This window comes from Flavobacterium sp. 38 (assembly GCF_057799715.1).
In genome coordinates this window covers 336092-362008 of record NZ_JBYNWZ010000002.1, presented here as the reverse complement: position 1 = coordinate 362008, position 25917 = coordinate 336092, and the positions used below count along the sequence as shown (strand labels likewise).

Genomic DNA, 25917 nt, shown 5'->3' with positions numbered 1-25917 from the left:
TAAATTAAAATGGGACTTTTTCGTCTGTGTTTAATGTCAATTTCGGATTTTTCTGTAAAACCGATAATGGGAACGGAATAATATACAATCGAGAATTTGGCTGTAAAGTATATGTTTTTTGAGGAACCGTTTTGTTTACAATTGGGAATACTCTCGTAATTGTTTTTGCATATTCTGTTTCGGTATTTAATCGTTTCAAATCGAAAAAACGGTTAAATCCTAAAAGCAATTCTTTTCTTCTTTCATTAATGACCAAATCCATTGTTTCTTTTCTTGTTGCTGGAACGGCCAAATTAACAGTGCCAGAAAGAATACGTTTTGCTCTTAATGTATTTAAAACATTAACTGCTTCACCAAATTGGTTATCTCTCGCATAACATTCTGCTAGAATTAAATATACTTCTGTTGTTTTCATTCCAACAGTTGGGTAGAAAAATCTAGTGTACTGTGTTCCCCAATAGGCTGTGTTTGAACCTTGATCTAGGTTTGTTGCACTTGTCGAGTTGAAAAACAAATTGAAACGCCCATCGTTTGTTCCGAATAAAGTTCTTAATTCAGGACTGATGATGTAACTCTGAGCAAAGTTCATTTCGTTATAACCTGTCATGTACATGTAGCTCAAAACTTCTACATTACTTGCCGCTGGAACAGCAACTGCTGTTGGTCCGCCTTGTTTGCTGTACGCCACTAAATCGAAAATCTGATTGTTATAGCTTAATGATTTTTCTGCCGCTTCTTTAGCTTTTGCAATTTCACGTTTAAACAAATGCACTTTCGCTTTAAATGCGTACGCAAATGCTAATGACGGGTGATAAACATCGGCAGGTTTTTCTTGAATAAATGGCAAGGCATCTTCAATATCTCTCTGAATAAAATCGTAAACCTGTGCAACAGTAGATTTTGAAGGCTGTGCTTCTAGGTCAAATTTATCCATTATACAGATTCCTCCATCTGTAGCTGCAGTCTGCGGATCATAGGCTTTTGCATACGTATTCACTAATAAAAAGTGATCGTAAGCTCTGAATATTTTAGCTTCAGCTTTGGCTAATTGTTTGATATTTCCATCTCCTTTACTCTCATCTACCAATGAAATAATTGTATTCCATCTATTGATATAACTATAAGCTTGATTGTAAAAACTTGAACCCGTCAATAACGAAACTCTATCTATACTTTCATCAAAAGTAAAATTAATAATATCAATGTTTGGAGTTCTTCCGATTACATTGGCCTCTCTCATCCATTGATCGTCTGACAAATATTGAAAGTTATTGATTGGATAACCTCTGTTTGGCAATGATACCAATTCTAGAAATTGCTCAGGAGTTTCAATTACTAAAGCTCCTTTGGGTGTGATTTCTGTATAATCTTCGCAAGATGATGCGGTTAACATCAAAAGCGACAGTAGTGTTATATATATCTTTTTCATTTTTTAAAGAGTAAGATTAAAGCCAAATAAATACGTTTTTGGCGATGGTAAGCTGCGAACACCAGAATTTAAGCTGTAAACCTCTGGATCAATGCGGTTTCCGGCTGCGCTCCAATACCAGATATTATTCATTTGGAAAGTGAACTTTGCCGAAACCATTTTAATTTTATTTGCGAATGCTTTAGGCAAGTTATATCCTAAAGAAACATTTCTCAATTTAATATAATCGCCATCTACCACATTTGCTGATGAATATCGCCATTGGCTGCTGATAGTTCCTGCATAGTTTCTAACACTTTCGTCTAAGTCTACATACAAACGAGTATTGCCATTTCTATTGTCGTCGGTGTAACGATCTGCAATTCCAGAAAGATTTACGTTATCAGAACTCATGTCTATGGTTTCTTTACGCATTACATTTCCTCCAGAGAAAACAAATAAGAAATTCAAATCAAATTGTTTATACGAAAAACGCTGTGATAACGAACCTGTATACGTTGGCATCAAAGATCCCATATTCTGTAAAGCATCTGGATTTGTAATTGTTTTTATGCTTGTTGAAATTGGATTTCCATTTTCGTCAAAAGTGATAGACGGATTTCCGTTTTCATCCAAAACGTACGGATAACCATTTACCGTTCCGCCATATTTGTAAGCATACATGCTATTGAAATAATCGTTTTCTACAAAAAAACTGGTTGGAGAAGCAACATAAACTGAAGCCGTAGATTCTGCTCTAGTTACTTTTTTAACTGTTGTTCTGTTAAACGCGAAAACGAAATTTGAATTAATTTTGAAATTACCATCATTGTACCATTCAGAACCCACAGTAAATTCAACACCTTTATTTAATAATGCTCCTGCATTAATTCTTCTTGATGTAGCACCAACAGTAGGATCAAGATCTGTGGTAGCCAACAAATCGGTGCTGTATTTGCGGTAAACGTCAATAGAACCATTTAATTTAGCTCGGAATAAACTATAATCCACACCAAGATTGGTACTTTGCGTTTTTTCCCATCGTAACATCGGATTGGGCTGCGAAGTGATATTGGTGTACTGTAAAGACTGGTACAAGTTATCGTTTCTTCGCGTTGCCGTGATATAAGGGGTTGTACTCTGATCTACGTTTCCGTTGATACCATAAGTTGATCTCAACTTAAGCATACTCACCCATTTTACCGGTTTCATAAATTCTTCATTGCTTATGTTCCATCCTAAACCTGCAGACCATAATGGGCGGTTTTTATATTTTGGATCAACACCAAACAAATCGGCTTGATCGACACGGTAACTTCCTGTGATATTATATTTTGACAAATACGTATAGCTTGCCGTACTAAAAACAGAAAAATAACGGTGCAGGGTCTCCATCTGTGTTCTTGCTAAAGCTGCAAGCGTACGGTTGTTTCCAAACAGATAACTAGAAACTCCTGTCTGACTTAGCGCAAGGTTGTTTAATACTGCAGAAGTAAGCGTTACTGGATCGTAACCATATCGTAACTGCTCGATACTTCTTGGGGCATAGGTTTCGCGCATTTCGGTACCTACCAAAGCGTTGACAGAGTGCTTTCCATCTGCAAATTCTTGATTAAAATCTAATTGATTTCTGAAAGAATAATTGCTTGCCTGGGCACTACTTTGTTTGTAGCGTCCGCCTGTAGAAAAACCATCCACATAGGTGTAGGCATTTGTAGTAGGATTGTATCCTGTCAATGCGTTGATCGCATAACGCATTCTATACGAATTAACGTCGTGATACTGTTCATTATCAACTTTTCTTACTTCGTACTGGAATTGTGTATTAAAGCTTAATCCTTTATATAGTTTTGCTTTTATGTTGGCAAAAGTTCTTAAGCTCAATGCATTTTGTTCTTCAATACCTTCTTTAAGTGCATCTAAAACATTGAAATTCGTTGATTTAAAACCACTTAAACCTTGCATTTTCTCAACCATAGCCGGATTTAGAGCTCCGCTTGAAGTAAAGCCATCTCTGATTGATGCAAATGAAGATTGCACCAAATTTCCGTTATCGTCTGTAATACGCTCGTATCGTTTTTGGATATCATAATTGCCCAAATCATATTCGGTCACTTCAGCATTACTATACGTTCCGTTTACTCCAAAAGTAGCATTTAGCCAATTATTGACCTGAAAACTACTTTTTGCATAAAGGTTAAACGAGCGTCCTGCATTGTATTTTATACGACCTTTTGATTCATCATAGTTAAGCGAAACATAAGTGTTCTGCTTGCTTGTGCTTCCTGAAAAAGCAACATTATAACGCTGTCTTAATTCATTTTGCCAAACATTATCACGATAATCTTTATTATAATCGTTTTTTCTCCATTGTGCAAGAGTGGTGTTGTATGTGGCATTATCGATTTTTCCCTCTTCCAAATTTCTGTTTAACTGGTAAAGCGGACTGTAGTATTTTGTACTGCTGTTTCCAATATCTCCATAATTGCTAAACATTGTTGCAGTATCTGCAAATCTGGCTCTTTCTCTGTTGTAAACTGCCTGCTCAAAGTCAATAAGTTCGCTTGTTGAGGCATAGTTCATATCTCTCAAATTTGGTTTCTCTGAGATAAAGAAATCGGAATTTACGGTTACTTTTAATTTACCGTTTCCTTTTTTAGTCGTTAAAACGATGATACCGTTTGCAGCTCTCGAACCATAGATAGAAGCCGCCGCAGCATCTTTAAGAACGTCAACACTTTCAATATCATACGGATTAATTTCATCCAAAGTCAATTCACTTGGAAGACCATCAATTACAATAAGCGGACTGTAGCCCACATTCTCAGAAAAAGTACCAATACCTCTCAAAATAGGCGTATCAGAACCAAGTCCGTTTGGATTTTTCTGAAACATTAAACCCGCAACACGTCCTTCAATTGCACCCGATAAATTAGAATTGATATTTTCGTTTAGTGTTTTCTCATCCACTTTAGCAATCGCACCCGTAAAGTTGCTTCTTGCAATAGTCTGATAACCTGTTACCACAACTTCTTTCATTGCAGCCACTTTATCTTCAGCGACAAGCGTAAAATCTGCGCGTCCTCCTACACCAAACGATTTGCTTTCGATAGTTAAACCAGACAATTCAAGAACGGCATTTGGCGAAATTTTATCAAAAGAAAAACTTCCATCAAAATCCGTTATACTTGTTCTGTTTGTTCCTGCAATGGTAACAGTTACTCCTGGAAACGATTCATTTTTATTATTTACTACCTTTCCTTTGATATCGATTAATCCGTTTCCCACGCTCTCATTTTTTTCTTTTGGAGCAGTAACCACAATCGTTTGGTTGGTAAGCGTATATTTTATACTCTGATTTTTAAAAACTTGACTTAAAGTTTCGTTCAAACTAGCATTCTTTACATTAATAGTAACTGGCTTTGAATCTTTAAGCAATTTCTGCGTATACAAAACTTCGTAATTGGATTGTTTTGCAATTTCTTTCAGCACTTTTTCTAGTGGGGCTTCCTTAAAATTTAAGGTAACTTGCTGCGCTTGCCCAGTAAAACTGCAAAGCATTGTAAATACAGTACTTAGCACCCATAAATAAGCTTTAGGAATCTTTTTTTTAAGTTTTTTGTAAGGTTTTTTTGGTTGTAAATTTAATTTCATACATTTACATTGGTTATAGTTAAACAATAGGTGGACAACTTATACTGGACTATAAACTTTTAAACAAACCAGAAGCATCGCAACTGCCTCTGGTTTTTTAGTTTATAAACTCAATATAATTCGGTTAAAAAAGATCTTACGGATAAACTATAATCGTTTTTCCTTCAACCTTAAATTTTATATCGCTAAGCTCAAGCACTTTTAATACTTCAGACAAATTTTTATTTCTAAATGTTCCTCCGTTAAATCTCACATCAGAGACATCACCTCGGTATTCTGTTTTAATGCCGTACCAGCGTTCCAGCTGCTTCATCACCGTTTTCAGATCTGCATTATCAAATTTAAATCGGCCATTTTTCCAAGCTATTGCAGCTTCTGTATCCACTTCTTTAATTGAAATTTTAGATGCAGTAGCTGTTAAGCTAGATTGCTGGCCAGGTTTCAAAATTGCTTTTTGATTTTTAGAAGAAACCGCAACACTTCCTTCTAATAAAGTCGTTTTTACAGCAGATTCATTCGCGTAAGCGTGAACATTAAAATGCGTTCCTAAAACTTCGATTGTCTGATGGTCTGATTTTACAATAAAAGGCTTGCTTTTATTTTTAGCCACTTCAAAATAAGCCTCTCCTTCCAATTCAACGATTCTTTGGTCACCATTAAACTGAGTTGGATATTTGATAGACGAAACCGCATTCAGGAATACTTTTGTACCATCTGCCAAAACAATATTATATTGTCCGCCAGTTGGGGTCGAAAGTGTGTTGAAAGAATTCGCATCTTCTTTTGAAGTTTCTGCGTTCGGATTTATAACATAAGTGATCACACCATTGGCATCCATTTTAATGGTCACCTCATCCTGATCTTCTTTTGCAATAATATCTTTTGAATTGATATCTGAAAGTATAATCTGCTTTCCGTTTGAAAGTGTCAAAATTCCTCTGTTTCCGCCTGGAGCGATTTCTTTTGGTTTTTCAACAACTTGAATATTCTTTTCTTGAGCTTCAATTTCTGGTTTTACAAAATAGAATATTCCAGTGCCCAACAATAAAGCAATTGATGCCACAGCAGCAACGCGAGGCCAAAGACTGATTACTTTTTTCTCTTGCACCAATGGCAGTTTCGATTTTAAATATTCGTAACTGTCTTCCAGTTCGTACTCATTCAGCTGTCTTTTATCAGACGCTTTATGCAGATACCAAGCATCCAATTTATCTTTTTCTTCGTTAGATAAAGTGCCGTTTTGATACTTTTTAAGCAATTCTAGAAGTTCCGTTTTATTCATAATTACAATACGAAATTTTGTCTTGTTTTATAATAAGACAGTTAGAAAGGGGTTTTGTCATAGATGAAAATCAAAAAAATATTAATTTATCATTAATAAATTTCGCGAAACGTTAGTTTCTCTTTATTAATGAGAGGGTTATGAAGATAATTTATTTTAAAATTTAACAAAAAGAAGAAGAAAAATTTACCAGATAAAAACATTCAGCGCCGATTTTAGTTTTCCGCGAAGAATTTTTAGCGAATTATAAACTTGCTGTTTCGCTGTTTTGTCGGTAATATTTAACTGAAGTGCAATTTCGTCATACGAAAGTTCTTCGACTTTTCTCAAAAGGAAAACTTCGCGCATTTTCTCTGGAAGTAAAGCAATTTCACTTTCAATAAGCGCTTCCAATTCTTTTTCTCTAAGTTTAGAATCGGCAAAAACATAGTCGTTTTCAATAAAATCAGAAATAGAATCGGCATAACGCGAAACCACTTTTTCGTGGGCGATATGATTTAGAATTCTGTTTTTTGTTGCTTTGTATAAATAAGAAGAAAGAGAACTTGTAACGGTCAGTTCGTTACGTTTGTTCCAAATGGATAAAAATACTTCCTGAACCACATCATTAGCTTCATCTTGATTGCCCGTTATTTTATAAGCATGATTTACTAAAAGTCTGGAATATCTTTCGAAAATTTCTGTATAGGCCAACTGATCGTCTTCTTTAAGAAGATTTAATAAAATATGATCAGCATATTTGCTATAAACAGACATTAATTAATAAAAAGTAAGGATCAAAAACGCAATATTAAACAATTTTTATGTTAAAAGCCAAATGATTATTAAGTTTAAAAAAGCGCAAAGGATTTCGTAAAGATTTTTGCATAAAATTCAATATGATTAATCTTAATAATATTGAATAGCAGTATTCTAGTTCAAGAAAACGATTTAATATGTACAAGAATCCGAAGGATTCAAATGTTTGTAGAATTTTATGTTGCACCGTGAGTATGACCCCTTCGGGGTCACATAGCATCCAGGGAATTGTCTGCTATAAATATTTGAATCCTCCGGATTCTTTTTACTTTATAAAAAATTTTTGCGATTTTTCTTCATCCCTTATTTCGGAATACTAATTCACACAAATTGCATTTTTACATCATCACACCCAACGAGTTAATCAAAAACTGTGAAAATAAATTTACAGGTTTTCTGATGTGCTTTTTATTTTATTTTGAAGTTCATTATAAAGAATCCGAAGGATTCATATGTTTATAGAATTGTATATCTCACTGTGAATATGACCCCTTCGGGGTCAAATAGCAACGAGAGATTTGTCTGCTATAAACATTTGAATCCTTCGGATTCTTTTACTTTATAAAAAATTTTCTCGATTTTTCTTTTTATTTCTAGCCCAGTAAGTCAGATACAAAATTCCTATAACGAAAAGCATAATATCAAATTTCATGATCTGCGGAATTCGCGCAATCTGATCGCTGTAATAACTTCCTCCTAAAAGTGCACCACATCCAATTCCGAGTTCCATCGAAATATACATGGTTGCAACCGCTTTTCCGCGATGATCTGGATTACTTAAATCAATAGTCCAAGCGCTAATTGCGGGAGATAAAATCCCCGTACCAATTCCGTAAATTCCTGCTCCGACTAATAGCATCTGAATATCTTTTCCTTCACTTATCATAAAAAGAGCAAAAGCCGTTATAAATAATCCCGCCATTATAACCTTTGGCCGTCCGTATCTGTCTGAAACTTTTCCTGCTCCAAAACGAACCATAACCGAAGCTACTGTAAATGCCGTGAAAAATATTCCTTTGTTTGTGGCTCCCAAATGCTCACTCCAATCTGGAATTAAAGTCAATATAAGTCCGAATGCGGTATAAGAAAGAAACGTGATAATTCCTGCAGGAAATACATTTTTATCTACAATATCTTTACGGCCAATAATAAACATCGATCTGTTCAGTTTTTCTTTTTTGGCAAGTGTCTCTTTCATATTCATTACAATAATTATTGAAAAAAACGCTAGAAAAGACGAGCTGTAAAACATGGCATTAATGCCGTACATATTTACAATCATACTGCCCAATGCTGGTCCTAATGCTCCGCCAATACTAAAACACAGTCCGTGCATTCCAAGCGCTTCTCCCCATCTGTGCTGCGGAATAATATCTGCCACATAAGCTGATGTTGATGTCGGTTTAAATCCTGTAGAAAAACCATGAACCAAGCGCAACAGTAAAAATCCTGAAACAGAACTCAAAACAGGATAAAGGCATCCGCAAACTACACAAACCGACGAACCTATTGCCATAACGGGAACACGACCCCATTTGTCTGTCAGCTTACCGCTAAACGGACGCGAAATAGCTGCTGTTAAGGTAAATAAAGAAATAATAAGTCCTTTGTATTCTGCTCCTCCCAAGCTGCTTAAATAATTGGGAAGCTCGGGAATCATCATATTAAAGCTTGATGAAAATAGTAAAGAACTCAAGCAAAGTAAAATGAACTGTAGAGTATAAATTGATTTTTCGTTTTGTGGCATTATTGAACTTTTAAATAACTAAAGGCTGGAAGAAAATTGTAATTTTTAAAACAATTCCAGCTGATTGTTTGGTGTATCGGGTTTCTTTTTAAGAGGTTTCGCTTCTCCAAAAACGGTTCTTCCTCCGTATTTATGCGATTCTTCTCTTTCTCTCTGAATCAAAGCATCAAAATTGGAATTTGGGGTGAAACTTTCTTCTGCTTTTCGCGAAATTTCAGATAGTTTCTGAATGGCGCTCAGTTTATCGCTATTACCGATTTTAGCACGATTAATAGCTCTTTGAAGTGTATCTATGGTTTCGTCATAAATTTTAACTGGAACAGGAAATGGATGTCCGTCTTTTCCGCCATGCGCAAATGAAAAACGTGCTGGATCTTCAAATCTTGTGGGTGTTCCATAAATGATTTCGCTTACTAAGGCTAACGACTGTAAAGCTCTTGGCCCCATTCCTTTTAAAAGCAATAGTTCTTCAAAATCTTCTGGTTTGTTTTCATGAGTAGCCCAAAGCATAGCACCCAATCTTTTCATGTTCACATCTTCCATTCTCACGTCATGATGAGCAGGCATAGAAAGATGCTGCATTTCTTTTATGATTTTAACTGGAGATTCTTTTACCAATTCTAAAATGCCTTCTCTAGATTTGGTTGCAGCGTTGGCCGTAAGATTTAAAATAGCGCCTTGATTTTCGCCATAAATAAAAGTATGCGGCTCGTTTATAAAAGATTTTAGATCTTGTGAATGCCAATGATATCTTCTGGCAGTTCGAGAATTCGGATTCATTCCTTGCTGAATAACAGCCCATTGCCCTTTATTGTCTACAATAAAATTATGCTGATACAATTGAAATCCGTCCTGAATGGCGGTATTGTCCACTTTTGCGGTAAGTCGGCTGCAGCTCGCTAGATTATTTCCGTCTAGACCTGTTTTTTCTCCGACAAATAAAAGTTCCTGTGGCGTTGCCATAGAGTGCTTTCCTTTGCCTCCGCAGATATAAATTCCGAGTTCTTTAGAATGTGGATTAACCGATTTCTTCAATGCTCCAAGTACCGAAGTTGTAATGCCGGAAGAATGCCAGTCCATTCCCATAACAGCTCCAAAACTCTGAAACCAAAACGGATTGCTTAATTTGCTGATAACCTCAGCTGTCGAAAATTCCATCGCAATGGTTTCGACAATGGCCAAACCCAATTTAGACATTCGTTCGGCAAGCCACAATGGAACGTGTCCATAATGTAAAGGTAGATCTGCTGTGCCCGAACGTTTCATTTGCTAGAATTATAATCCTGCAAAAATAAACAAAATACATGGTAGTAATTGTTAATTGTCAGTTGTAAATTCTGAATTGTGAATCATAGAAACCCGACAGGTTTTAAAAACCTGTCGGGTTTAACTCGATAACAGACAAACCTAGTCTTACTTATTAGCCTACTTTCACTGCATCTAATAAAACAGCCAATTGAATACACGGCGACTCCGATCGATTACTCCAAGCATGATTGGTTCCGCGCTGAATTACAATATCTCCAGCTTGCAGTAAAGTTTCTTCTTCATCGACAATCAGGTAAATTTCTCCCGAAATAATAATGATATAATCCAAAGTATCCGTCTGGTGCATTAATGGATGAGGCTGTCCTTCTGGCGCTATTATTCCCAAATCTTTATCGGGCGGAATCTGGACATAACGAAAATAGCTTCCGTTTTTTGGCGTATTTGGAAAAGCGGTATTCTCTATAACTTTTTCTTCAAATTTTGCCGGAGTCGAATCTGTCGACCAAATATCTGAAATAATCAGTCCCGGAAAATGTTCCGACACATTGGTAACAATTGCATCTTGTTCTATAATTGATTTTCCGTCTCGTAAACCCGTTACGATTCTTCTAGGTATTGTTCTCATTATTTATTTTATTTACTTCAGTCAATTAGAAACCTGACAGGTTTTAAAAACCCGTCAGGTTTAACACAAAACAACAACTTCATTCCATAGGAATGTTTCGTTGGTACAACCAAAATTTGGGCAGCGATTATACGTTCCGTAGGAACGTTTGATTGACACAAAATATAATTCTCTCTATCAGGTGTCCCTACAGGACACAAACACCAAACAATCCTATTTTTTTTCTACCGACGAGATATTCCTCCGGAATATATACTCCTCAATCTAACTTGCATTGCTCGCAAGGTTGTCTCAGAAACCTTACAGGTTTTTATCCCGAGGCTTCGGGACTGTCAGGTTTAACACAAAACAGCAACTTCATTCCATAGGAATGTTTCGTTGGTACAATCAAACTTGGGTAGCGATTATACGTTCCGTGGGAACGTTTGATTGACACAAAATATAATTTTCTATCAGGGTGTCCCTACAGGACACAAACACCAAACAATCCTATTTTTTTCTACTACCGACGAGATATTCCTACGGAATATATAATTATCTCTGTTATGTTATTTTAAAACCCGACAGTTGCGAAATCTCGGAACTGTCGGGTTTAACAAAAAAAACAAAACTTAATTCCGCAGGACTACTGACTAGATATTCCTACGGAACACTTAACTACTCAACTAACTTAAACCAATCTTGTACATCTCTCGCGATGTTATCTTTTATTGCTGGATTTTCAAATTCATTTGAAACGGGATTATATTCATAATCTTTCTTCCATTTTTTATAATTGAATGCTGTTTTTTCAATCGCGTCACAGATATAAAAAAGCTCTTCATTGCTCATAATCGGGTGTAGCGACAAACGAACCCAACCTGGTTTATTGGTCTGATTTCGTTGCAGCAATTCATTTGTAATTTCAGCGGATTTTTTCTCATTAATATTAAACAGATAGTGCGCATACGTACTCGCACAAGACCAGCCGCCGCGAACCTGAATTCCGAAACGGTCATTTAGAAGACGTACAATCAAATTGTAATGAATGTCTTCGATCACAAAAGAAACACAGCCAATTCTTTCTGTTGTTAAATCTCCTAAAATGGACAATCCTGATATTTTTTGAAGCCTAGAAAAACAGAGATCAAGCAGTTCTTTTTCGCGATTTTTGATATTCTCCACTCCCATTTGTTCTTTCAATTCTAAAGCCAAAGCAGTTCTAATAACTTGCAGAAACCCAGGAGTTCCACCATCTTCTTTAACTTCTATACTATCGCTGTAACAATATTTCCCTAACGGATTCGTCCATTTTACGTTTCCACCGCCTGGATTATCTGGAAAATCGGATTGGTATAATTTTTCATCAAAAACCAAAATGCCGCAAGTCCCAGGTCCGCCCAAAAATTTATGCGGCGAAAAGAAAATTGCATCCAATTGCTCTTCTGGATCTTCTGGATGCATATCGATTGCAACATACGGTGCCGAAGCTGCAAAATCGACAAAACAAAGTCCGCCATTTTGATGCATGATTTTGGCCAATTCATGATAAGGCGTAATAATTCCCGTAACATTCGAACAAGCTGTAAACGAACCGATTTTTAAAGTTCTATCGGCATATTTTTTTATTGCTAAAGAAAGTGCTTCTGGATTGACCAAATTATTTTCATCAGGTTCCAAAATCACAACTTCTGCATTTGTTTCGTACCACGAAACTTGATTCGAATGGTGTTCCATATGCGTAATAAAAACCACAGGTCGATCTTCATCCGATTTTGTTCGGAGCGCCATAATGCGTTGCAATTTCGATAAAGCCGCCGTCATCCCGCTTCCCGTAGCGACCAAAACATCCGACTCGCGAGCATTGACCAATTTTTTTATAATATCTCTCGCATATTGATAAGCGTAAGTCGACGTTTTTCCGGTCTGACTTGAAAGGGAATGCGTATTGGCAATCATTGGACCAATTTTATTAAGCATTATCTCTTCGATCGGATGGTATAATCTTCCGCTGGCCACCCAGTCGGCGTATACTAAATTTTGTTCTCCATAAACCGATTCGAAAGTGTGATTAATTCCTACTGTGTTTTCTCTAAACTTAGAAAAGTAACACTCCGGTTCTGTTGGTTTTACTGTTGACTCAATAGCATTCATATCCTTTACATTTTTTAAATTAACTAAATTGTATTGTTGTATTGTTCACTCCAATTTTTGTCATTCCGAAGAACGAGGAATCTCACACGCAACTCGACAAAGATTGGCGACTTTCTATATGGATTCTAGTGTGATTCCTCGTTCCTCGGAATGACAAGATTGGGTCTTAAATTTTATTCTCTAAAAGTGTTTTTAACGTAGTTTGCAATTCTTCTCCGTGCAGGTTTTTGGCAACGATTGTTCCTTTAGAATCAATTAAATAATTTCCCGGAATGGCTCTTACTCCGTATAATTTGGCAACGGCACTGTTCCAGAAAAGCAAATCCGAAACGTGTGTCCATGTTAGATTATCATCTTTAATTCCTTTAATCCAATTTTCTTTCTTTTTATCTAATGAGATTGCCACAATATTGAATCCTTTATCGTGAAATTCCTTGTAAGCCGCCACAATATTCGGATTCTCTTTTCTGCATGGTCCACACCAAGAAGCCCAAAAATCGACCAAAGTGTAGCCTTTTAAGTTTTCATAAAGGCGAACTGGTTTTCCTTCAGGATCATTGGCTGTAAAATCAGGGGCTTTTTTACCGACCGCTAATCCGTCTAAAACGGTAACCAGTTCTTTTAGTTCTTTCACGTAAGTGGTATTTTGAAGACTTTTATCTAATAAAGCAATGTTTTGCGTAATCTGTTCTGGCGTCAATCGGTACGACCAATTTCTGTAGAGTACATAAGCCGAAACAATAGATTTTGGATGTTCTGTTATGAATTTGCTGATTTCTACATCCTTCGTTTTTTTATAAGTTTCGAACAAATCTTGAGAAGCCGAACCTGCAACAACTGAAGCGGTATAATATTTCTTCGGATTTAATTTTACTGTAATGGGATCTTTTTCGAGAAAAATATACAAAGGCGAACTTTCGGTATTGACGCTTAATCCGTATAATTCTGGGGTTTTTACTTTAGTTTTAAAACTAAAATTTCCGTCTTTTACTTTTGCCGAATCAATTGTGGTAAACATTTTATTGTGAAACTTCTGCAAGTAGACATATTGCGCCACAGTATCAACAACAGTTCCTTTTAACTGTAAATTATTTTCCTGCGCTTGAGTTTGAAAAGCACCCAGAAGCAAAGCAAAACCTAATAGTATTTTTTTCATTTTATTTTTAGTTTAAGATTAGACAAAAGAATTTCAGGCCAATGACAAAAGCCATTAGCGATATGATTAAAGAAAGAATCTCGTGGAACTAGAATTTTCTCATTCAGAAAAAGGCAAAGCTGTTTTCTTCGAAAATTAAATTCAAAAGCTCGTAACTCGCGTACAAAATGGATTCTGCTTTCATTTAAAAAAAAATTAAAGATTAACATTATGATCTTAAACAGATTTACGGAGAAATCTTTCTTATCTGCCCGCACACAGCGGAAGGATTTAGCACCTTATTCGGCAACAGGTTGCTAAGACATCAATGGGCCTATTCCCTCAGTCTTTCTGGATATGTATCATTATATAAATTTTCTGTGTTACAAATATATATTAATTCTACCGAATTAGTATAGTTTAAATTGTGTTTTTTTGTAAAATTTATTTAAAAACTCTTTCAGCACACTTTAGGAACTGAAAAACAACAAATTAAAACAAAGTTATTTTTGTTATGATCCCTTTTTTACAAAAGAAATTCGGACGTTTTATTCATTTAAAAAGAAAAAACATGCAAGTATTTATTTTTTTCGAGAGTTGGAAGCGCTTCTTTTAATCCTTTTTCGAGATTAGAAGTAATAAATTGAAGGACTTGTTTTAAATCGTTAAAATTATTTGGCTTTACAAAATAACAGACAGCGCCAAGATTTGCTGCTGTGTCCATATCATTTTTATGCGAAGAAGTAGAAATCATAATTACAGGGATTTCTTTATAGCGCTCATCAGCTTTTAATTCTTTCAAGCATTCCCAGCCATTTAGAATGGGCATATTTAAATCTAGAAAAACAACACCTGGAATTTTATCTTCGTTTTTAAGCATTTTTAGTGCTTTATCACCATTTTCAGCACAATGACAAATAATATTTTCATCGATATCAGCCAGCGCTTCACAAAACATTTCTGTATCGTCTCTGTCATCATCAGCTAATAAAATTATCTTTTTACTCATAATTAAATGTCTTTTTCTTTTTGTTCAAATGGCAGCGTTACAATAAAAACAGCTCCTTTATTGGCAATTCCTGTTGCGGTAATATTTCCTCCATGACGTTCTGCTATTTTTTTACACAGCGATAAACCTAAGCCAGTTCCTTCGTAACGGTCTTTAGAATTTAGGCGGGTAAAAGTTTCAAAAATACGTCCAGTCTGATCGAGGTCAAAACCAATTCCGTTATCTTCTACAGTAATTATTGCAATTCTGTTGCCGTCTTCCATCTTTTCAGTCGCTGTAACCGTAATTTGCGAAGGCGTATTTTCTCTAGCAAATTTAATGGAATTGTTAATCAAATTATAGAAAAGCTGATACAATAATACCAAAGCCCCTTCCAAAACTGGAAGTTCTTCATAATAAATTTTACCGCCTGTTTTTTGAAGTGCAATTTCGAGATCGGTTTCTATATTTTTAATGACTTCATTTAAATCGACCATTGTTGCTTTTTGCGAATCGGCATTGATTTTAGAATACGCCAGCACGCCATCAATCATATTAAACATACGGTCTGCGGCGACGTGAACTCTCTCAATATATTTGGATGCCGATTCGTCTAGTTTTCCTTCCAAATGATCTTCTAGACGGCTTACAAAAGTTTTTATTTTTCGGACAGGTTCTTTTAAATCGTGCGACGCAACGTGCGCAAACTGCTGTAAATCATCATTCGATCTTTGCAGTTCTTTGGTGCGGTCTGCTACCAAAATTTCTAATTTTTCGGTAATAGATTTTTGCTCGTGAATATCGGTACACGTACCAAACCAATTCGTAATTATTCCTTCTTTGTCTCTAATAGGAAGCGCTTTACTTAAGAACCAGCGGTATTCTCCTGTGCTTCCGTTTTTTAAACGAAATTCTATCTGATACGAAGTGCCTGCATGAACACTTTGGTACCATGTCTTTAAAACCATAGAAACATCGTCTGGATGAAGTGTCGGAACCCAGCTCGAATCGCCAAATTCATTTTTGTTAAAACCTGTATATTCGTACCAGCGGCTGTTATAATAATCTATAAATCCGTCTGGCTGTGCTGTCCAAATAATTTGCGGAACCAAATCTGCAAGCTGTCTGAATTTTTCCTCGCTTTCTGCAATTACATTTTGAAGTTCTTTTTGCGAAGTAATATCACTTGCTGCACCAAACCATTCTATTATTCTTTGTTTGTCATCTAATATCGGTACCACTCTCGAAAAAACCCAGCTAACAGAATCGTCTGCATTGATGACTTTGTGCTCCATTTCAAAAATGCTTTTCTCTACAATAGATTTAGAAATGAGATGAACAGCCTGTTCCAAATCACTAGGATGCACAAACTTATCCAGCCAATTAATGCCGTGTCCGCCAGCGCCAGAAAGTCTTCCGCCTCCTTCCAAACTGTGCATAATCATCCAGTCGGCGTCCATGCGGTAAACCAAGTCGGATGAGGCATTGACTAAAGCCCTAAAACGGCTTTCGCTTTCTTCCATTTTTTGGCGTGCCACAACTTGCTGTGTCACCTCAACGGCAACCTGAATCATTCCTGTTATCTGTCCATCTTCTATTAACGGACGATAAGCCAGATTATAATAGTAATTTTTAAGTTCTCCTGTACGATTGTGCGGCACCAAAACTTCACTCTGGTCAAAAGGAATTCCTTCGTTATAAACTTTTAGAACCTGTTCCCACACATATTGACCTTCGAGTTCGGGCAAGACATCGATCAATCGCATGCCGATAATTTCTTCTCCGCGGCCAATCATTTGCAGCATGTGCTTATTAATCTGCTCAATAACAAGATCGTCACCTTTAAGCACTAAAGTTGGTGCAGGAGTCTGATGAATCATTTTTCGGAAACGATTCTCGCTTTGCTGCAATTTTTCTTCGGCCTGCTTGCTTTCTGTAATATCTCGAGTCGTTCCGGCAACCACCTCAACCTCCCCTTTATCATTAAATACCGGAACTAAAATATAATCGTAAATTCTTCTTCCCAATTCAGCATGCGGAAAAGAAACTGTTCCTCTCACGGCTCTTTTTTCTGCCACTACAGTATCTATCTCTCGTTCATGCATTTCGGCATGCCATTCTTCATAGCCATTTTCTCTTAATCCGCGGCCGATGGCATCCTCTGCCGATTTCCCCCACATATTCAATAAGGCTTTGTTTGCGTACGTGAACTTATAGTCAAGATCAAATACGTAAACCAAATCGGGAGTCGCATATATAATGGAATTATAAAGTCTTTTCTGTTTCTCTGCATCAGCCAATGCATTAGTCAAAGCCCTTTCTGCCTCTTTCTTTTCGGTGATATCTTCCATTGTCACTACTAACAAATCATCTTGTTTGACAGCGGTAAATTTGAGACAATATTTTGCGGTCTCGCCTTGGTACGATTGTTCGAAGTTGGCGGCAATTCCAGTTTCTGCAGTTTCAATAAGCTTTTCAAGAATATTGCCTTCTATTTTGGAGAAAATATGACTGAATCTTTTTCCCTTGTAGTCTTCATTTTTGATCCAGTTGACAAAGTAAGCATTCAATAGCAGTATCGAAAAATCTTGAATTTTATTTTTGCCATTGCGCAAAGATTTTAGCACTGCAATACCATTTGGTGCAGAATTAAAAACGGTCTGAAAAAGGTCTAAATTATTTATTAGCTCCATTATCGTACTGAGTAAGAATACTTTCTAATGTTGTTTCTGGATACCAAAGGCATATAAATTTGTTAAATTCTTTCTCAAATATAGAGAAAAAGGCAATTACTTTAAAGATTTGTTAAAGTGAATTTAATCATCTATAAATTCTTTGTATTTGAATTAAAAAATCAAAAAAAGCCGAATCATGAAGATTCAGCTTTTACTTGTTTTTATTACGAATCGTTATTGCTTGATAGAATCGGCTTTAACGGTCGTTGTGGTGTCCATATTAATCGTATCAACTTCTGGTCCCACTGTGTCAATCGTATTTTGAATAGTATCATTTTCGTATGAATCTATTGTTGCGCTTTCATTTTTCTTGCAAGAAAATACCAATCCTGTCAGAAGAACCAAGAAAGCGGCTCTAGTTAAAATCTGAGTTTTCATAATTATATTTTTAAATGAATATTTTTTAATTTAATAAGTATAAAAATAACCGTTTTTACAAATGTGATTTTTACACAATTTTAAAAACTTCTTATATAATGAATTACTTCTTTTTACTTTTTACGGTATCTCTTTGGGGTCTTAAACTATCTTTCTGCAGTCCGGCAGCACTGGTATAAGTCGAGCCGTCTTGCGAACTCTCTCCAGGTCCGCTTCCTGTACCAGCCGTACTCTCAGAACCATTTTTTTGTGTCGTTTCGATATTGGTAGAAATATGTTCTTCCGTTTTTATGCTGTCTGTTGTACTTTTTGCACTGTCAAGAGGTGAAATAACGGTATCTATTTCATCACTATAGCCGTCTTTATTGTTTTTACAAGAAATTAATAATCCGCTGAAGATAATCAGAATCATAATTGTCGTTTGCTGAATTGCTTTCATAATAATTGCTTTTCGATTTTTAAACTTGTTTGATTTCGTAAAAGCTAAGTAACTATTTATAAATCGGTTACGTTTATACCATTTCTTTTTATTGTTATATAAAATCATACTGGAAATCCTATAAAATTTTAGAAATAATGCTGTAAGCCTTCTCCTATTTTTACTTAGTAGCTTTGATATAAATGTTTTAGCGCCTTAAAAAGATAAACAATGGAAAATCTAAATCAAAATATAAATGAAGGCAGTATCTCATCTGGCGATAATGTTTCTTTCTGGATTGATTCTACCGATATAATTGCCTTTGAAAAACCAACTCAGGATATTAAAACGGAAGTTTTGATTATTGGAGGCGGTATTGCTGGACTTACAACTGCTTATAAACTTTTGAAAGCAGGAAAAAAAGTGGTTTTGGCTGAAGACGGTTTCATTGGCAGCGGAGAAACTGGACGAACTACAGCGCATCTGACTTGTGCGCTAGACGATCGATATTACTACCTTCAAAGCACTTTTGGAAAAGAAAATGCAAGACTTGCTGCCGAAAGCCATACCGCTGCTATTGATGAAATTGAAAAAATAGTTACTGAATTAAATATAGATTGCGACTTTGAACGTGTAAATGGCTACTTGTTTCTTCACCCAAATGACAAGGAAAAAAATCTCGATAAAGAGTTTGAAGCTACTCAAAACGCAGGGTTGGAAACGGTTCTTTTAAATCATACTCCTTCTTTGGCAGAAGCTCAGGATCAAAGATGTTTGGCATTTAAAAATCAGGCGCAGTTTCATGTTTTGCATTATTTAAAAGCCCTTTCTAAAGCGGTAATAGATTTGGGCGGAACTATTTATACCGAAGCTCACGCAGAAAATATAGACGATAAAGGTGCAACTGTAAATGGCTATAATTTTTCTGCTCAATATATTGTTGTGGCAACCAATACGCCTATTAATGATGTCCTGACCATGCATACCAAACAGCACGCCTACAGAACGTATGTGATTGCAGGAAAAATTCCGAAAGGCAGTCTCCCACATACTTTATGGTGGGATACTGGAGATCCAGAATCGAAATGGGTCGCGCAGCCGTATCATTATGTACGATTGCAAAATTTTGATGATGAATATGATTTACTGATTGTTGGCGGAGAAGACCACAAAACCGGACAAGCCGATGAAGAAGGAGTTTCAGAATTTTCGCGCTATGAACTTTTGGAAATCTGGGCTAAAAAATACTTTCCGCTTTTAGACGAAATCACTTATAAATGGTCAGGACAAGTTATGGAACCTTTTGATTCTTTAGGTTTTCTTGGAAGAAATCCTGGAGACAAAAATGTATTTGTGATTACAGGAGATTCTGGAAACGGAATGACACATGCTACGATTGGAGCTATGATTATTACTGATATGATTCAGGGAATTGAAAACAAATGGCAGGATTTGTACAGTCCGTCGCGAATAACTTTTAAAGCTATGGGCGATTATTTAAAAGAAGCTGGAAATATGGCTTCGCAATATCTGGACTGGATTACAGCATCTGACCTTAACAATACAGCTGACTTAGAAGCTGGAGACGGCGGGATTCTTTCTGTCGGTTTGCGAAAAATTGCGGTGTACCGAGATTATGACAAAACCTTACATGCTTTTTCAGCGGTTTGTCCGCATTTGGGCTGTGTGGTCCAATGGAATTCTGACGAAAAATCTTTTGACTGTCCTTGCCACGGCTCGAGATTTTCATCTGATGGAACGGTAATTAATGGTCCCGCCGAAAGCAACTTAAAAGATCTTAAAATAAAATAATAAAAATATACAATATGGAAATCTTGTCGAATTACTTTAAGGATACTATCTGCCACAAACGAATTGTGATCACTGGCGGTACAACAGGAATTGGTAAAGCAATTGCAGATTTGCTTGTTTCTCTTGGTGGCCGTGTGTTTATTTTTGGAAGGGACGAAAACGACTTTTACAAAGCCATGGATGATATTAAGGAGAAATCATCGAAAGGAGAAATCTATGGAGAAACAGCAGATATTACCCAAAAAGAAGATATTGAACGAATCTGGGACAGGGTCGATAAAGTTCTTGGCGGCATCGATATTTTAATTAATAATGCTGCTCTTCCTGCCAGAGGAATTATTGAAGGCGAATATGATGACTGGAAATATATTTTAGAAACTAATATTCTTGGATATATCGCTTTCGCGAAAGAAGCTGTCAATCGAATGAAGGAACAGAAATCGGGACATATTGTCAATATTGGTTCTATGAGTGCCGAAGTAAAAGAAAAAACAGGCGTTATCTATGTCGCAACCAAAACCGCGATTAGAGGATTTAGCACGGCACTTCGAAAAGAAATTAATCCGTTGGGAATTAAAGTTTCGCATGTAGAACCGGGAGCGGTAATGAGCGATATGCAGCCCGATTCAAAAGAAGAACAAAAAGAAAAAATAAAAGATATGGAAATGCTTGAAGCAAAAGATATCGCAATGAGCGTTTTGTTCTGTTTGGCACAGCCGAAACGTTGCGATATAGTTAGTATGCAAGTAAGACCTCATTTGCAAATTATTTAAAAATAAAACCTCACTTTTTTCATTTTTTTAATTTGAAAACACCTGTGCAATTTACTGTGCAGGTGTTTTTGTTTTGATATTTTGTAACAAAAGCAACAAAAAAAAAGAGCAGTAGTAATACTGCTCTCTTTCTTAATCTATTTTTGTGGCATCATTTTCTGCAATGTCTCTGTGCAAATTATCCTTATGCCTAAGTTCTTCATAATCGGCATCATCTCCCCAATCTCCAGTATTAGGCTGTTGAATAGGATTATTTCTTTCACTCACCTGATCATCTTTATTTTCTTCACTTGGAAAATACATCTGATAACCCAAAATAGGATCCCAATTTGATTCTTGCGTACGATCGATTCCATCTTGGAATAAATCGTTTGGTTCATTTCTTGTATCCATTTTTAATTCGTTTTTTATACCATCAGAAACTGAAGAAACTGAAAGTATGATTATTACTTCGTTTTCATAGATTGGTAAAATTCAGCAAATTACGCCAAGAAATTGTTACATTATTTTGGAGAAAGTTTATATGATTCTAAATAGCTAAAAGAGAAAGGCCTTAAAAAATATTTTTGTTAAAATCCAATCTGTCTTTTTGCTGGATATTCCTTTAAAACTTCCACATATCTTAAATATTCAGCTTGAAGTGGCATTCCCATTGGAATATGACGAATTCCTATTGTTTCGTCTTCCTGAGGATTGGTGTACAGATTAAACATATTTGAACCTGCAGATTGCTGTACTGTTCCGCTAAAACCTCCTATATGACCTGACTGAACTACAGAATTTAATATTTGCGGTAGTACAACAAATTTAAATTCATCCACACGAACAGCAGAAATTTTATCATTCCAGCAATAAAAAACGCTTCGACGGTTAGAAACGCCATTTGGCTCTATTAAAAACGAAGCCTGATCGATACCATCTATATAAGTACTCGTAGGAACTAATTTTGCTAAATCTGCACCAGGTTTTCCTGCAATCGATAAACTAGTATTGAAGAGATCTGAAAAATCAAAAAGTCCGTCAGATTTACGAGGTTCGATTACACCTTTCCAATATACAAAAGCAGGACTTCTAACTCCGCCTTCCCAAGTTGAACCTTTCGCCCCACGGAAAGTCGTGCGCCCGTGTGGAGCTACCTCTGCCTCTGGTCCGTTGTCTGAGAGAAAGAAAACAATTGTATTTTCTGCCTCGCCAGTTTCTTCTAAAGTTTTCATTAGATTATTAAAAATATCATTCATTTCTACTATACAATCGCTATAAGTGGTTCTAGCAGCAGAACGTCCTTTGTAATAATCATTAGGATAGTTATCAAAGTGGCAGCCTCTTGTACCATAATACAAGAAAAATGGCTTTTTAGCTCCTTTTTGTTTCTTAAGAAAATCTACACCATATTCCATCCATTTCTGGTCGAGATCTTTGATATTCTCATTCGTGATTTCATATAAGTTTTCTATTTTTCCGCCTTTAACAGCATGAACATCCGATTTATTAAAAGGCAGTTTGTTGATAAAATCGTAACGTTCTGGACTCAGGACAACTTCAGGATTAAAAGCCTCATCTCTCCATTCGGTATACATATCAGATACCGAAAGAAATCCTCTAAAATCGTCAAATCCGACATTTTGAGGCTGCGACCCATCATTTTCTCCAATATGCCATTTTCCTATAGCTTGAGTTGTATAACCTTGAGCCGACAACAATTTGGCAACGCTCGTAAGCCCTTCCATTCCACCAGGCTGTCCGTACATTGGAGGAGACTGAATTCCGTGGTGAATCTGGTTTTGTCCCGTTAGAATAGTTGCTCTAGTTGGCGAACAGCTTGGCTGCGAGTAAGCCGAACTAAGCACTAAACCATTATTGGCATAACGATCAACATCAGGAGTTGCATTTCCAACGGCAGTTCCGCCTCCATTAAAACCAAAATCACTATAGCCCACATCATCCAAAAGAAAAATCATAATATTGGGTTTCTTACCATGTTTTTTCTCCAGATCAGCAAGCTTTTTCTTCACATTATTATTCTGCTGTTCGTTCACCATTACTGGTTCCATATTTGGAGCTAGAACTGTAGTTTTTTTTACGAGATACTGATTCGGCTGATCGTATCCTTTCTTTCCAGATATTTTTACTGGTTCTTGCGCATTTACAAAACTTGTCAGGCAAATTCCGCAAATAAATGTAATCCAATTTGTAGTTCTCATAAGCATAATAATTATAATTTCTTACAAATCTATAGTTAATCGAATTTTTAAAACATTGAAAAACATGATTTTATGTTTCAAATTATAATATGAAACCTATTTTTTTTCTACATCGTCATGCATAAAAAAACAAAAAGCCTGCAAACACAAAGTTTACAGGCTTTTATAACAATCTAATCCTAAATAAAAGTATTTTTAAAAAGTAACCAGTTTTACTCCCAAAGTAAACCATCTAGAAGGCAATGGTACTGCTCCAACTTCATAATAAGTTGCATTAAATATATTTTGTCCGTCTAAGAAAATAGTAAATTTATTTATTGTCTGACTTACTCTAAAATCATTTACCCAATAAGACGGGCCAGTAATTCTTTCGTTAAAACGAGTTGCAAACATTACCGATAAGTTTTTAAACTGATAATCTATCGTGTTGGTAATTTGATGTTTTAAGGATGAAATGGCATATTTTGAATACGTTTCTGTACGCATGGTTTTGAATTCAGAATCCAAATACGTGTATCCTAAAAGAATATTCAATCTAGAATCTTTAGAAAAATCAAATCTATAAGTTCCACGCAAATTGATTCCGTTGGTATTCAAATCTCCAGTGTTCTGACTTTGCCACGGCTGTGTCGTAAGATTACGCATCCAGTCGATATAATTGTCAATTTTTCTGTAGAAATAATTAGCATTAAAACTCAAAGCTCTTTTATTGTATTTAAATCCGATCTCGCTCTGAAAAGCATTTTCTGAATCTAAATCTGCGTTTCCAATGTTTCCTGTTTGCTTCAAATACAAATCAGTAAATGACGGAATTCTTTGGCTTGTTCCCACATTTCCAATAATTTTAAAAGCGTCTGTAATCGCATAACTCGCATCAATTCCTGGATAAATCTGCCATTTATAATCGGAATTATAGTTTAAATACGTTCCGATATTTACATCTAGTTTTTCGGTAAAACTTGTTCTGTATTCTGCATAAAGTCCAACATTTTCGCGATCGTGATCTCCAATGTTTGAAGAGTGAATATTTTCGCTTCTAAATTCAGCTCCAAATCCAATTTCTCCTTTAGACAATTTCACTGTAGAGTTCAATTCTCCTGCAATAGAATTTGTATAATGCTGGCTTCTTCCAACTGCTAAATTTGAATTTCCTAAATAACGGTAATCGTCATAATTGTAGCGATACGTTACTCTTGGCATAATTTTCCAGCTGTCTGTAATTTGATGATTCGACTGAAGATTGGCAAATGTAGTCTGCACAATTTCAGTAGAATTTCTATCTCCCGGCGCAGCGTAAAATCCGTTAGCACCAAATCCGTTGTTGATGTAACCTGCAGAGCATAAAATTTCATTCTTATCATTGATCTGCACATTTCCTTGATAGAAAATTTTATTGTTTTCGAATGCTGTATTGTAACGGTAACCGTTACTTTTATCGTGTGAAGCAAAAATTAAATGCTGCTGTTTTTCTTTTCCTAAAACTGCCCCAGCCTGAATTCCTGCTCCGTAAAAAGTATCTCCTGTATCTTGCGTGTCTTTTTCGAAATTAGAACCTGCATAAGTGCTTACCATAAATCCAGAATCGGTTGGCTTTTTTGTAATGATATTAATCGCTCCCGTTAAACTGTTAATTCCGTAAATTCTCGCTGCCGGACCACGAACCACTTCAATTCTTTCGATCGCCTCAACCGGAAGAGGCAGATTCAGCATATTATGTGCCGTTTGCGAATCGATTACTTTTGCGCCGTTTAGCAAAACAACAGTCTGCTCAAAACTTCCGCCATCAACACTAATGTCGGCTTGAGTTCCAAAAGGCCCTCTTTGGCGAATATCTACTCCGTTGGCATATTGCAATACTTCTTGTAATGTTCTTCCAGGCAGTTTTTTTATGGTTTCGCTAGAAATTACATAGACGTTTCTGTTTTGTTTGGAAATTGGCGTGTTAAAACGCCCTTCATTAATAATAACTTCATCCATTTGGTTAATGGAATCGTTCTTGGTCTGTGCGTAAAAATTGGTACAAATTACTGTAAATACAGCAAAATAGATTTTTTTCATTTTGGTTTGCTATTTTTTGGCAAAAGTAGTTTCTTACCGTACCAATCAAGCATACCAGTTTTGTAATTATAGATAGTCCGGTTGAAATTCTTTTTTTTAGCCACGAATTCACGAATTATTTTAAAATCTTTTGTGATAAACCATGCTGAATTACACTAATATATTCGTAATAATTCGTGGCAAATAATCGAATCGCATAAATATATTCAACCTGATTGGAAAATAATTCGTGAATTCGTGGCGAATAAAACCTCTCAATCTGTGGCTATTTTTTTCTCGCAGATTTTGCAGATATAGCAGATTTAGAAACCGAATAAAGATTTTCGCAGATTTTTTTAGCCACGACCCGAGCGATAGCGAACAGGCGAAGCAATTCACGAATTATTTTTTCCGATCTGTATGAAAAAAAACGCAGAATTACACTAATTCATTCGCAATAATTCGGGTAATTCAGCATGGCTTACCATAAAGATTTTAAAAATAATTCGTGAATTCGTGGCGAA

At 36.0% G+C, this 25917-nt stretch carries 18 protein-coding genes and 1 riboswitch; of the genes, 2 read left to right on the top strand and 16 right to left on the bottom strand.

Annotated elements, in window-relative coordinates; genetic code table 11:
- Positions 1-4 precede the first annotated feature (4 nt).
- The 13 genes from AC3E9W_RS06715 to AC3E9W_RS06655 form a co-directional block, all read right to left on the bottom strand.
- Positions 5-1429: a RagB/SusD family nutrient uptake outer membrane protein gene (locus tag AC3E9W_RS06715; protein WP_488767669.1), complete on the bottom strand. Its 1425-nt coding sequence runs from the start codon at positions 1427-1429 to the stop codon at positions 5-7.
- 3 nt (positions 1430-1432) lie between these two features.
- Positions 1433-5062 carry a SusC/RagA family TonB-linked outer membrane protein gene (locus tag AC3E9W_RS06710; RefSeq protein WP_488767668.1) on the bottom strand — a complete coding sequence of 1210 codons (3630 nt, stop codon included), beginning with the start codon at positions 5060-5062 and terminating at the stop codon, positions 1433-1435.
- A gap of 136 nt (positions 5063-5198) precedes the next feature.
- Positions 5199-6344 (bottom strand): FecR family protein, encoded by a 1146-nt coding sequence (locus AC3E9W_RS06705; RefSeq protein ID WP_488767667.1) that lies wholly within the window; start codon positions 6342-6344, stop codon positions 5199-5201.
- 186 nt (positions 6345-6530) lie between these two features.
- Positions 6531-7100: an RNA polymerase sigma factor gene (locus tag AC3E9W_RS06700; protein WP_306161130.1), complete on the bottom strand. Its 570-nt coding sequence runs from the start codon at positions 7098-7100 to the stop codon at positions 6531-6533.
- Between the two features lie 601 nt (positions 7101-7701).
- Positions 7702-8889, bottom strand: a complete 1188-nt coding sequence (locus AC3E9W_RS06695) for an MFS transporter (protein WP_488767665.1) — start codon at positions 8887-8889, stop codon at positions 7702-7704.
- A 45-nt stretch (positions 8890-8934) separates the two neighbouring features.
- Complete coding sequence (locus AC3E9W_RS06690) at positions 8935-10155, bottom strand: DUF763 domain-containing protein (protein WP_488767663.1); 1221 nt, start codon at positions 10153-10155, stop codon at positions 8935-8937.
- 154 nt (positions 10156-10309) lie between these two features.
- On the bottom strand, positions 10310-10783 hold the full coding sequence (locus AC3E9W_RS06685; protein ID WP_306161136.1) for a cupin domain-containing protein: 474 nt from the start codon (positions 10781-10783) through the stop codon (positions 10310-10312).
- Between the two features lie 657 nt (positions 10784-11440).
- Positions 11441-12916, bottom strand: coding sequence for an aminotransferase class V-fold PLP-dependent enzyme (locus AC3E9W_RS06680; RefSeq protein ID WP_488767661.1), 1476 nt, complete (start codon positions 12914-12916; stop codon positions 11441-11443).
- Positions 12917-13082: 166 nt separating this feature from the next.
- Positions 13083-14072, bottom strand: a complete 990-nt coding sequence (locus AC3E9W_RS06675; RefSeq protein WP_488767659.1) for a redoxin domain-containing protein — start codon at positions 14070-14072, stop codon at positions 13083-13085.
- 240 nt (positions 14073-14312) lie between these two features.
- A riboswitch (SAM riboswitch) is annotated at positions 14313-14413 on the bottom strand.
- A gap of 194 nt (positions 14414-14607) precedes the next feature.
- Positions 14608-15060, bottom strand: coding sequence for a response regulator (locus AC3E9W_RS06670; protein ID WP_306161141.1), 453 nt, complete (start codon positions 15058-15060; stop codon positions 14608-14610).
- A 2-nt stretch (positions 15061-15062) separates the two neighbouring features.
- Complete coding sequence (locus tag AC3E9W_RS06665; RefSeq protein WP_488767657.1) at positions 15063-17732, bottom strand: PAS domain-containing sensor histidine kinase; 2670 nt, start codon at positions 17730-17732, stop codon at positions 15063-15065.
- A 216-nt stretch (positions 17733-17948) separates the two neighbouring features.
- Positions 17949-18152, bottom strand: coding sequence for a hypothetical protein (locus tag AC3E9W_RS06660; protein ID WP_306161145.1), 204 nt, complete (start codon positions 18150-18152; stop codon positions 17949-17951).
- A gap of 103 nt (positions 18153-18255) precedes the next feature.
- Positions 18256-18591 (bottom strand): hypothetical protein, encoded by a 336-nt coding sequence (locus AC3E9W_RS06655; RefSeq protein WP_456896090.1) that lies wholly within the window; start codon positions 18589-18591, stop codon positions 18256-18258.
- 210 nt (positions 18592-18801) lie between these two features.
- On the opposite strand from AC3E9W_RS06655, the gene AC3E9W_RS06650 reads away from it, so the two are divergent.
- Together AC3E9W_RS06650 and AC3E9W_RS06645 are read left to right on the top strand one after the other, a co-directional pair.
- Complete coding sequence (locus AC3E9W_RS06650) at positions 18802-20382, top strand: FAD-dependent oxidoreductase (protein WP_488767655.1); 1581 nt, start codon at positions 18802-18804, stop codon at positions 20380-20382.
- A gap of 14 nt (positions 20383-20396) precedes the next feature.
- A complete protein-coding gene (locus AC3E9W_RS06645) occupies positions 20397-21155 on the top strand; it encodes an SDR family oxidoreductase (RefSeq protein WP_488767653.1) in 759 nt (252 codons plus the stop codon).
- 132 nt (positions 21156-21287) lie between these two features.
- Here AC3E9W_RS06645 and AC3E9W_RS06640 read toward each other — a convergent pair whose 3' ends face one another.
- The 3 genes from AC3E9W_RS06640 to AC3E9W_RS06630 form a co-directional block, all read right to left on the bottom strand.
- The gene (locus AC3E9W_RS06640; RefSeq protein ID WP_488767651.1) at positions 21288-21548 is read right to left on the bottom strand and encodes a hypothetical protein; all 261 of its coding nucleotides are present in this window, start codon (positions 21546-21548) and stop codon (positions 21288-21290) included.
- A 176-nt stretch (positions 21549-21724) separates the two neighbouring features.
- Entirely contained in the window at positions 21725-23356 is a 1632-nt protein-coding gene (locus AC3E9W_RS06635) for a sulfatase-like hydrolase/transferase (RefSeq protein WP_488767649.1), read from the bottom strand.
- 195 nt (positions 23357-23551) lie between these two features.
- Positions 23552-25414 (bottom strand): TonB-dependent receptor plug domain-containing protein, encoded by a 1863-nt coding sequence (locus AC3E9W_RS06630; protein WP_488767647.1) that lies wholly within the window; start codon positions 25412-25414, stop codon positions 23552-23554.
- Between the last annotated feature and the right edge of the window lie 503 nt (positions 25415-25917).

Coding starts and splice junctions, on each gene's coding strand:
- AC3E9W_RS06695 (WP_488767665.1), bottom strand. CDS start 8,889: ATGCCACAAAACGAAAAATCAATTTATACTCTACAGTTCATTTTACTT.
- AC3E9W_RS06670 (WP_306161141.1), bottom strand. CDS start 15,060: ATGAGTAAAAAGATAATTTTATTAGCTGATGATGACAGAGACGATACA.
- AC3E9W_RS06705 (WP_488767667.1), bottom strand. CDS start 6,344: ATGAATAAAACGGAACTTCTAGAATTGCTTAAAAAGTATCAAAACGGC.
- AC3E9W_RS06680 (WP_488767661.1), bottom strand. CDS start 12,916: ATGAATGCTATTGAGTCAACAGTAAAACCAACAGAACCGGAGTGTTAC.
- AC3E9W_RS06650 (WP_488767655.1), top strand. CDS start 18,802: ATGGAAAATCTAAATCAAAATATAAATGAAGGCAGTATCTCATCTGGC.
- AC3E9W_RS06710 (WP_488767668.1), bottom strand. CDS start 5,062: ATGAAATTAAATTTACAACCAAAAAAACCTTACAAAAAACTTAAAAAA.
- AC3E9W_RS06690 (WP_488767663.1), bottom strand. CDS start 10,155: ATGAAACGTTCGGGCACAGCAGATCTACCTTTACATTATGGACACGTT.
- AC3E9W_RS06665 (WP_488767657.1), bottom strand. CDS start 17,732: ATGGAGCTAATAAATAATTTAGACCTTTTTCAGACCGTTTTTAATTCT.
- AC3E9W_RS06675 (WP_488767659.1), bottom strand. CDS start 14,072: ATGAAAAAAATACTATTAGGTTTTGCTTTGCTTCTGGGTGCTTTTCAA.
- AC3E9W_RS06685 (WP_306161136.1), bottom strand. CDS start 10,783: ATGAGAACAATACCTAGAAGAATCGTAACGGGTTTACGAGACGGAAAA.
- AC3E9W_RS06715 (WP_488767669.1), bottom strand. CDS start 1,429: ATGAAAAAGATATATATAACACTACTGTCGCTTTTGATGTTAACCGCA.
- AC3E9W_RS06640 (WP_488767651.1), bottom strand. CDS start 21,548: ATGGATACAAGAAATGAACCAAACGATTTATTCCAAGATGGAATCGAT.
- AC3E9W_RS06655 (WP_456896090.1), bottom strand. CDS start 18,591: ATGAAAGCAATTCAGCAAACGACAATTATGATTCTGATTATCTTCAGC.
- AC3E9W_RS06660 (WP_306161145.1), bottom strand. CDS start 18,152: ATGAAAACTCAGATTTTAACTAGAGCCGCTTTCTTGGTTCTTCTGACA.
- AC3E9W_RS06645 (WP_488767653.1), top strand. CDS start 20,397: ATGGAAATCTTGTCGAATTACTTTAAGGATACTATCTGCCACAAACGA.
- AC3E9W_RS06630 (WP_488767647.1), bottom strand. CDS start 25,414: ATGAAAAAAATCTATTTTGCTGTATTTACAGTAATTTGTACCAATTTT.
- AC3E9W_RS06700 (WP_306161130.1), bottom strand. CDS start 7,100: ATGTCTGTTTATAGCAAATATGCTGATCATATTTTATTAAATCTTCTT.
- AC3E9W_RS06635 (WP_488767649.1), bottom strand. CDS start 23,356: ATGAGAACTACAAATTGGATTACATTTATTTGCGGAATTTGCCTGACA.